Annotated in this window: 9 protein-coding genes and 1 pseudogene; all 10 read left to right on the forward strand. The window is 52.2% G+C overall.

All coding sequences use genetic code 11. The annotated features are described in order from the left end of the window. Positions 1-301: 301 nt before the first annotated feature. Positions 302-2,191 (forward strand): tRNA uridine-5-carboxymethylaminomethyl(34) synthesis enzyme MnmG, encoded by a 1,890-nt coding sequence (mnmG, locus tag RTM06_RS17850; protein WP_176973320.1) that lies wholly within the window; start codon positions 302-304, stop codon positions 2,189-2,191. A 47-nt stretch (positions 2,192-2,238) separates the two neighbouring features. Then, positions 2,239-2,856, forward strand: a complete 618-nt coding sequence (gene rsmG, locus RTM06_RS17855) for a 16S rRNA (guanine(527)-N(7))-methyltransferase RsmG (protein WP_256697885.1) — start codon at positions 2,239-2,241, stop codon at positions 2,854-2,856. A 713-nt stretch (positions 2,857-3,569) separates the two neighbouring features. Then, entirely contained in the window at positions 3,570-3,950 is a 381-nt protein-coding gene (atpI, locus tag RTM06_RS17860) for a F0F1 ATP synthase subunit I (protein WP_008106725.1), read from the forward strand. Between the two features lie 8 nt (positions 3,951-3,958). Beyond that, entirely contained in the window at positions 3,959-4,777 is an 819-nt protein-coding gene (gene atpB / locus RTM06_RS17865) for a F0F1 ATP synthase subunit A (RefSeq protein ID WP_007893608.1), read from the forward strand. A gap of 49 nt (positions 4,778-4,826) precedes the next feature. Next, on the forward strand, positions 4,827-5,066 hold the full coding sequence (gene atpE / locus RTM06_RS17870) for a F0F1 ATP synthase subunit C (RefSeq protein WP_000429386.1): 240 nt from the start codon (positions 4,827-4,829) through the stop codon (positions 5,064-5,066). A gap of 62 nt (positions 5,067-5,128) precedes the next feature. Further along, positions 5,129-5,599 (forward strand): F0F1 ATP synthase subunit B, encoded by a 471-nt coding sequence (atpF, locus tag RTM06_RS17875; RefSeq protein ID WP_042393514.1) that lies wholly within the window; start codon positions 5,129-5,131, stop codon positions 5,597-5,599. Between the two features lie 14 nt (positions 5,600-5,613). Beyond that, positions 5,614-6,147, forward strand: a complete 534-nt coding sequence (atpH, locus tag RTM06_RS17880; protein ID WP_042393511.1) for a F0F1 ATP synthase subunit delta — start codon at positions 5,614-5,616, stop codon at positions 6,145-6,147. Between the two features lie 12 nt (positions 6,148-6,159). Next, positions 6,160-7,701: a F0F1 ATP synthase subunit alpha gene (atpA, locus tag RTM06_RS17885; protein WP_312183969.1), complete on the forward strand. Its 1,542-nt coding sequence runs from the start codon at positions 6,160-6,162 to the stop codon at positions 7,699-7,701. A 52-nt stretch (positions 7,702-7,753) separates the two neighbouring features. Beyond that, a complete protein-coding gene (atpG, locus tag RTM06_RS17890) occupies positions 7,754-8,620 on the forward strand; it encodes a F0F1 ATP synthase subunit gamma (RefSeq protein WP_007893596.1) in 867 nt (288 codons plus the stop codon). Between the two features lie 63 nt (positions 8,621-8,683). After that, positions 8,684-9,122: pseudogene (locus tag RTM06_RS17895) on the forward strand (F0F1 ATP synthase subunit beta); the annotation flags it as partial.

The raw sequence follows: 9,122 nt of genomic DNA on the forward strand, positions 1-9,122 counted from the left end.
ATTGCTTCTATTTTGACCTGTGTATAAGTCGCTATTTTGATCCCAGCTTATACGGATCAGGATCACCGATCATTCACAGCTAATGATATTCTCTAATCTGCTGTTAAGCCTGCGCTTTTCGGGGTTATCAACAGCAAGGTGCGATCCTAATAGTAGATCTAACAGAGAGATCATATAAAAGACTTAAGATCCTTTCTTTTAAACCTCAGGATCCCGCGACTTTCGCCGCCGACATTATTTCAGTAGAATCCACCGCCCAGGGCAACGATCCCTGTCCGAAACATTAACGAGGACCCACTTCATGTTTTATCCAGATCCTTTTGACGTCATCGTAATCGGTGGTGGTCATGCGGGCACCGAGGCCGCGATGGCCGCAGCCCGAATGGGTCAGCAAACCCTGTTACTCACCCATAACATTGATACGCTTGGACAAATGTCCTGTAACCCGGCGATCGGTGGCATCGGGAAAGGACATCTGGTGAAGGAAGTGGATGCCTTAGGCGGTTTGATGGCCACGGCAATTGACCAGGCAGGTATCCAGTTTAGGATACTAAACGCGAGCAAAGGCCCCGCCGTTCGTGCCACTCGTGCTCAGGCTGACCGTGTACTGTATCGCCAGGCGGTACGCACTGCGCTGGAGAATCAGCCGAACCTGATGATCTTCCAGCAGGCGGTTGACGATCTGATTGTGGAAAACGATCGTGTCGTCGGTGCGGTGACGCAAATGGGCTTGAAGTTCCGCGCCAAAACCGTGGTGCTGACCGTTGGAACCTTCCTCGATGGCAAAATCCACATTGGCCTGGATAACTACAGCGGTGGCCGTGCAGGCGATCCGCCATCCATCCCATTGGCAAAACGCCTGCGGGCACTGCCGCTGCGCGTAAATCGTCTGAAAACCGGTACGCCGCCACGTATCGACGCACGCTCGATTGATTTTTCAGTGCTAACACCGCAGCACGGTGATAATCCGATGCCGGTGTTCTCGTTCATGGGCAAGGTTTCACAGCATCCACAGCAAGTGCCGTGCTGGATCACCTACACCAACGAACAGACGCATGACGTGATCCGCAATAACCTCGATCGCAGCCCGATGTATGCCGGGATCATCGAAGGTATTGGTCCACGTTACTGTCCGTCGATCGAAGACAAAGTGATGCGCTTTGCCGATCGCAACGCGCATCAGATCTTCCTGGAGCCGGAAGGCCTGACCAGCAACGAGATCTACCCGAATGGTATCTCCACCAGCCTGCCGTTTGACGTACAGATGCAGATCGTACGTTCGATGAAAGGACTGGAAAACGCGAAGATCATCCGTCCGGGTTATGCCATCGAGTATGATTTCTTCGATCCACGCGATCTTAAACCGACGCTGGAGAGCAAATTTATCCACGGCCTGTTCTTTGCTGGCCAGATCAACGGCACCACCGGCTACGAAGAAGCGGCAGCGCAAGGTTTGCTGGCTGGTCTGAACGCAGCACGCGCTTCCGCCGACAAAGAGGGCTGGGCGCCACGCCGCGATCAGGCTTATCTCGGTGTGCTGGTTGACGATCTCTGCACGCTTGGCACGAAAGAGCCGTACCGCATGTTTACATCGCGCGCGGAGTACCGCTTGATGCTGCGCGAAGATAACGCCGATCTGCGTTTGACCGAAGCCGGTCGCGAACTCGGTCTGGTTGATGATGCACGCTGGGCGCGCTACAACCAGAAACTGGAAGCGATTGAGCAGGAGCGTCAACGTCTGCGCGATCTGTGGGTGCATCCAAAATCGGATAACGTGGCTGAAGTGAACGCGGTGATCAGCGCGCCGCTTACCAAAGAAGCCAGCGGTGAAGATCTGCTACGTCGTCCAGAGATGACCTATCCGCTGCTGACGTCACTCGCCAGCTACGGTCCGGCACTGCCTGATGAGCAAGCCGCTGAGCAGGTGGAGATTCAGGTGAAATACGAAGGATACATTGCTCGTCAGCAGGAAGAGATTGATCGCCAGCTGCGTAATGAAAACACCTTGTTGCCTGTTGAGCTCGACTATCGTCAGGTGAATGGCTTGTCGAATGAAGTGATCGCCAAACTCAACGATCACAAACCGACGTCCATCGGCCAGGCTTCGCGTATTTCGGGTATCACGCCTGCGGCAATCTCAATACTGCTGATTTACCTGAAAAAACAGGGCCTGCTGCGTAAAAGCGCCTGATAGACTTTGGGGCGAGGCAACTCGCCCCCGTTAATGGAATTCTCGTCGTGATCAACAAACTCTCCTCGCTGCTGAATGCGGCAAACATTTCCCTTACCGATCAACAAAAACAGCAGTTGGTTGGCTATGTTGAGTTGCTGCATAAGTGGAATAAGGCCTATAACCTGACATCGGTGCGCGATCCGCAGCAGATGCTGGTGCGCCATATTCTCGACAGCGTGGTGGTTGAGCCACATTTGCAGGGCGAACGCTTTATTGATGTGGGCACCGGTCCGGGCTTACCGGGTATTCCGCTGGCAATTGTGCGCCCGCAATCGCATTTCACCTTGTTGGATAGCCTTGGCAAACGCGTGCGTTTCCTGCGTCAGGTACAACATGAGTTAGGACTTACTAACGTCACGCCAGTGCAGAGCCGCGTTGAAGAGTTCCCGTCTGAGCCGCCATTTGATGGTGTTATCAGCCGTGCATTTGCGTCACTTGAAGATATGCTGAACTGGTGCCATCATCTGCCGAGCCCTGAAGGTCGCTTTTATGCCCTGAAAGGCGTGCGTCCGGATGATGAAATTGCTGCGTTACCCGCAGGCTTTACGGTAGAGAAAATTCAACCGCTGCAGGTACCCGAACTGGATGGTGAACGTCATCTGGTGGTGATAACCCGCCAATAGCCTTTTAAACGGTATGGATTTAAGCCAGTTCATGCCGTTTGCCTTCATCTTTTCACTGAACGAAAAAGCAGCGATTGAACACTTCTAGGTAAACGCTTTTATTTAGTAGGGCAGGGCGAGCGAGTTAACAACTCCGACGGAAATTATCCGAAAAGCTCTGTTACATTTAACGAACATTTCACATTTCATTATCACTTAGATCACTTTATTGTGTGTATTTACCCAACCAAATAATCACTGGAGAAAATATAACTTTGCAATAAATTGGCGTGCGTAATATCAGTTTTGCGTTTTTATTGCAGCGCATGATGTCAATAGAGTGTTTTTCTCGAAAATCGTAGTGCATCACCTAATAAATAAATTTAATGCACTGATTTATCGATGCTTTAGGCGTATTTGAAATCGTATAAATCTTGTCTGATACAAATTCAGTCAGGCATTCCTTGTTTATTATGTGATCTAAAGCACGCTTTAAAAGCAAGTCGATCGGGCATTTTCAGCATTTAAGTCAGACATTGCCTAAAGACGATGTTTTGAAAAATAGCCCTTCAGAAAGAAATTTAAATAATTGTTCACCTTTTCGCTACTTACCGATTGAAATCGCAGGTGGCGCCCGTATAATTTGCACGGCTTTTGCTGCTTGACTCAAATGAGTAAAGGCAGTCTTATACGACACGCGACATACCCCGTTCGGGGCAGGAGAGTTCAGCGTCATGTCAGTGTCTCTTTACAGTGTGAAATTAGCCCGGGCCGTGCTGATCATTCAGCTGGTGACCTTTGTCATCATCGGTGCGCTCTTTACCCTGAAAGAGGTTACCTGGGGCGCCTCCGCCTTCGCGGGTGGAGTGGCAGCCTGGCTGCCGAACGTGTTGTTTATGTTTTTGGCCTGGCGCCTGCAGGATCAAACGCCTGCGAAAGGACGTGTTGCCTGGAGCTTCGCCCTCGGTGAAGTGTTGAAGGTGTTCACAACCGTCATTTTCCTCGCGGTGGCGTTGGGTGTGTTTGGAGCGGTCTTCTGGCCACTCGCAATCACGTGGTTATCGGTGCTGGTGGTGCAGATAGTCGCTCCGGCTGTAATTAACAACAAAGGGTAAGAGGCATCATGGCTGCTGGAGAAATCTCTACTCCGCAAGAATACATAGGTCACCACCTGAATAACCTTCAGTTGGACCTGCGTACTTTCGAGTTGGTGAATCCGCACGACGCTCCCGCGACGTTCTGGGTATTAAATATCGATTCCATGTTTTTCTCTGTGGTGCTGGGACTGATTTTCCTGGTGTTGTTCCGTAAAGTGGCGAAAAGCGCTACCAGCGGTGTTCCAGGGAAATTACAAGCGGCTATCGAACTGGTTGTCGGCTTCGTTGATAACAACGTGCGCGACATGTACCACGGTAAAAGCAAACTTATCGCCCCGCTGGCTCTGACGATTTTCGTCTGGGTCTTCCTGATGAACTTCATGGATCTGCTGCCTATCGATTTGCTGCCGTTTATCGGCGAGCACTATTTAGGCCTGCCGGCGCTGCGCGTCGTGCCGTCTGCAGACGTGAACATCACGCTGTCTATGGCGCTGGGCGTATTTATTTTGATTCTGTTCTACAGCATCAAAATGAAAGGCATTGGCGGCTTCACCAAAGAGTTGACGCTGCAGCCTTTTAATCACCCGATCTTCATCCCCATTAACCTGATTCTTGAAGGTGTTAGCCTGCTGTCCAAGCCTGTTTCATTGGGTCTGCGACTGTTCGGTAACATGTATGCGGGTGAGTTGATCTTTATCCTGATTGCCGGCTTGCTGCCGTGGTGGTCGCAGTGGTTGTTGAATGTGCCTTGGGCCATTTTCCACATCCTGATCATTTCGCTGCAGGCTTTCATTTTCATGGTCCTCACGATCGTCTATCTGTCGATGGCATCTGAAGAACATTGATTTTTATCTCAACACTTAAGCTTTTAACTGAAACAAACTGGAGACTGTCATGGAAAACCTGAATATGGATCTGCTGTACATGGCTGCCGCTGTGATGATGGGTCTGGCGGCAATCGGTGCTGCGATCGGTATCGGCATCCTCGGAGGTAAATTCCTGGAAGGCGCAGCGCGTCAACCGGATCTGATCCCTCTGCTGCGTACTCAGTTCTTTATCGTTATGGGTCTGGTGGATGCTATCCCAATGATCGCTGTAGGTCTGGGTCTGTACGTGATGTTTGCTGTCGCGTAGTAAGCGTTGCTTGATTTTTACGGGCAATATCAGAACGTTAACTAGATAAGAGGCATTGTGCTGTGAATCTTAACGCAACAATCCTCGGCCAGGCCATCGCGTTTGTCCTTTTCGTTCTGTTCTGCATGAAGTATGTATGGCCGCCGTTGATTGCTGCCATCGAAAAACGTCAAAAAGAGATTGCTGACGGTCTTGCTTCTGCTGAACGAGCTAAAAAGGATCTGGACCTTGCACAGGCCAACGCGACCGACCAGCTGAAAAAGGCGAAAGCGGAAGCCCAGGTAATCATTGAGCAGGCGAACAAACGCCGTGCCCAGATCCTGGACGAAGCCAAAACCGAAGCAGAGCAGGAACGTACTAAAATCGTGGCGCAGGCGCAGGCAGAAATTGATGCCGAACGTAAGCGCGCTCGCGAAGAGCTGCGTAAGCAGGTTGCGGTCCTGGCTGTTGCTGGCGCCGAGAAGATCATCGAACGTTCCGTGGATGAAGCTGCTAACAGCGACATCGTGGACAAACTTGTCGCTGAACTGTAAGGAGGGAGGGGCTGATGTCTGAATTTGTTACGGTAGCTCGCCCCTACGCCAAAGCAGCTTTTGACTTTGCCGTCGAACACCAGAGTGTAGAGCGCTGGCAGGATATGCTGGCGTTTGCCGCCGAGGTGACAAAAAACGAACAAATGGCAGAGCTTCTCTCCGGTGCGATAGCACCGGAAGCGCTCGCTAAGTCGTTTATCGCAGTATGTGGAGAGCAGCTGGACGCCAACGGCCAGAACCTGATTAAGGTGATGGCAGAGAACGGTCGTCTGAATGCGCTCCCTGATGTTCTTGAGCAGTTTATTCAATTGCGTGCAGCCAGCGAGGCTACCGCTGAGGTTGAAGTCACCTCGGCAACCGCACTGAGTGAAGAACAGCTTTCGAAAATCAGCGTCGCGATGGAAAAACGTCTGTCACGCAAAGTGAAGCTGAATTGCAAAATCGATAAGTCTGTGATGGCAGGCGTTATCATCCGTGCGGGTGATATGGTCATTGATGGCAGCGTACGCGGCCGTCTTGAACGCCTCGCAGACGTCTTGCAGTCTTAAGGGGACTGGAGCATGCAACTGAATTCCACCGAAATCAGCGAACTGATCAAGCAGCGCATTGCTCAGTTCAATGTTGTGAGTGAAGCTCACAACGAAGGTACTATTGTTTCTGTAAGTGACGGTGTTATCCGTATCCACGGTCTTGCTGACTGTATGCAGGGTGAGATGATCTCCCTGCCGGGTAACCGTTACGCTATCGCACTGAACCTGGAGCGCGACTCCGTAGGTGCAGTTGTGATGGGTCCGTACGCTGACCTCGCCGAAGGCACCAAGGTTAAGTGTACCGGCCGTATTCTGGAAGTGCCGGTCGGCCGTGGCCTGCTGGGCCGCGTGGTAAACACCCTGGGTGCGCCAATCGACGGTAAAGGTCCGGTAGAACACGATGGCTTCTCGCCTATCGAAGTTATCGCACCGGGCGTAATCGAACGTCAGTCCGTCGACCAGCCGGTTCAGACCGGTTATAAGTCTGTTGACGCCATGATCCCAATCGGCCGTGGCCAGCGTGAGCTGATCATCGGTGACCGTCAGACCGGTAAAACCGCGATGGCAATCGATGCGATCATCAACCAGCGTGACTCCGGCATCAAGTGCGTGTACGTGGCTATCGGCCAGAAAGCGTCCACCATTGCTAACGTAGTGCGTAAGCTGGAAGAGCACGGTGCGCTGTCCAACACTATCGTTGTGGTGGCTACCGCCTCTGAATCCGCTGCGCTGCAGTATCTCTCTCCGTATGCTGGCTGTGCGATGGGCGAATACTTCCGTGACCGCGGTGAAGATGCACTGATCGTGTACGATGACCTGTCCAAACAGGCCGTTGCTTACCGTCAGGTCTCCCTGCTGCTGCGTCGTCCGCCAGGACGTGAAGCATTCCCGGGCGACGTGTTCTACCTCCACTCCCGTCTGCTGGAGCGCGCATCCCGCGTAAACGCTGAGTACGTTGAGAACTTCACCAAAGGTGAAGTAAAAGGTAAAACCGGCTCTCTGACCGCGCTGCCGATCATCGAAACCCAGGCGGGTGACGTTTCTGCGTTCGTTCCGACCAACGTAATCTCGATTACCGACGGTCAGATCTTCCTGGAAACCAACCTGTTTAACTCCGGTATTCGTCCGGCGGTTAACCCGGGTATCTCTGTATCCCGTGTGGGTGGTGCTGCTCAGACCAAGATCATCAAGAAACTGTCCGGTGGTATTCGTACCGCGCTGGCACAGTATCGTGAACTGGCTGCGTTCTCTCAGTTCGCTTCCGATCTGGACGATGCAACGCGTAAACAGCTGAGCCACGGTCAGAAAGTGACCGAGCTGCTGAAACAGAAACAGTATGCGCCGATGTCAGTCGCGCAACAGGGTCTGGTGCTGTTTGCTGCTGAGCGCGGCTATCTGAACGATGTTGAACTGGCGAAAGTCGGCAGCTTCGAAGCCGCTCTGCTGGCGTTCGCGGATCGCGATCACGCTGAGCTGATGGCTGAAATCAACCAAGCGGGTAACTTCAATAACGAAATCGAAGAGAAGCTGAAAGGCCTCCTCGAAACGTTTAAAGCAACCCAGTCCTGGTAATGTCTGGCGGCTTGTCTGAAAAGGCAGGCCGCAAGGCTTTGAGGAGAAGCTAATGGCCGGCGCAAAAGAAATACGTAGTAAGATCGGAAGCGTAAAAAATACGCAGAAGATCACCAAAGCGATGGAAATGGTCGCCGCCTCCAAAATGCGTAAAACGCAGGAACGCATGGCGGCCAGCCGTCCGTATGCAGATACCATGCGCAAAGTGATTGGTCACCTTGCTCTGGGTAATCTGGAGTACAAGCACCCTTACCTGGATGAGCGTGACGTTAAGCGCGTCGGCTACCTGGTCGTTTCGACTGACCGCGGGCTTTGTGGTGGTTTGAACATTAACCTGTTCAAAAAATTGCTGGCAGATATGAAAGGCTGGGCAGATAAAGGCGTACAGAGCGATCTGGCCGTTATCGGTTCGAAAGGCAATTCATTCTTCGGCTCTGTAGGTGGCAACATCGTGGCACAGGTCACCGGTATGGGCGATAAGCCTGCACTGTCTGATTTGATCGGCCCGGTAAAAGTGATGTTGCAGGCCTATGATGAAGGTCGCATCGACAAGCTGTATATCGTTGCCAACAAGTTTAATAACACCATGTCTCAGACTCCGACCATTACCCAACTGCTGCCGTTACCGCCAGCGGAAGGTGAAGAAGAGATGAAGGCGAAGACCTGGGATTACCTGTACGAACCCGATCCGAAAGCGCTGCTGGATACCCTGCTGCGTCGTTACGTCGAATCGCAGGTTTATCAGGGTGTGGTGGAAAACCTGGCCAGTGAGCAGGCCGCACGTATGGTTGCGATGAAAGCTGCAACCGATAACGGCGGAAACCTGATCAAAGAGCTGCAGTTGGTTTACAACAAAGCTCGTCAGGCCAGCATCACCCAGGAACTTACCGAGATCGTCTCGGGAGCCTCCGCGGTTTAACCAGGCATATATCCTGTCGCGCGAGCGCGGCTGGGTATTTTCGTATTAGGTAGAGGATTCAAGATGGCAGCTGGAAAGATTGTCCAGATTATCGGCGCCGTAGTTGACGTCGAATTCCCTCAGGACGCGGTACCGCAGGTATACAGCGCTCTCGAGGTGAAAAATGGTGATGCTCGTCTGGTGCTGGAAGTTCAGCAGCAGCTGGGTGGTGGCGTGGTTCGTACCATCGCCATGGGTACTTCTGACGGCCTGAAGCGCGGTCTGGAAGTTACTGACCTGAAAAAACCTATCCAGGTTCCGGTTGGTAAAGCAACCCTCGGCCGTATCATGAACGTATTGGGTGAGCCAATCGACATGAAAGGCGACCTGCAGAATGACGACGGCACTGTAGTAGAGGTTTCCTCTATTCACCGTGCAGCACCTTCTTATGAAGATCAGTCTAACTCGCAGGAACTGCTGGAAACCGGCATCAAGGTTATCGACCTGATGTGTCCGTTCGCTA

Source organism: Pantoea sp. CTOTU46764 (assembly GCF_031974595.1).
Taxonomy (GTDB): Bacteria; Pseudomonadota; Gammaproteobacteria; order Enterobacterales; family Enterobacteriaceae; genus Pantoea; species Pantoea trifolii.

Coding starts and splice junctions, on each gene's coding strand:
- mnmG (WP_176973320.1), top strand. CDS start 302: ATGTTTTATCCAGATCCTTTTGACGTCATCGTAATCGGTGGTGGTCAT.
- atpI (WP_008106725.1), top strand. CDS start 3,570: ATGTCAGTGTCTCTTTACAGTGTGAAATTAGCCCGGGCCGTGCTGATC.
- atpB (WP_007893608.1), top strand. CDS start 3,959: ATGGCTGCTGGAGAAATCTCTACTCCGCAAGAATACATAGGTCACCAC.
- atpE (WP_000429386.1), top strand. CDS start 4,827: ATGGAAAACCTGAATATGGATCTGCTGTACATGGCTGCCGCTGTGATG.
- atpH (WP_042393511.1), top strand. CDS start 5,614: ATGTCTGAATTTGTTACGGTAGCTCGCCCCTACGCCAAAGCAGCTTTT.
- atpA (WP_312183969.1), top strand. CDS start 6,160: ATGCAACTGAATTCCACCGAAATCAGCGAACTGATCAAGCAGCGCATT.
- atpG (WP_007893596.1), top strand. CDS start 7,754: ATGGCCGGCGCAAAAGAAATACGTAGTAAGATCGGAAGCGTAAAAAAT.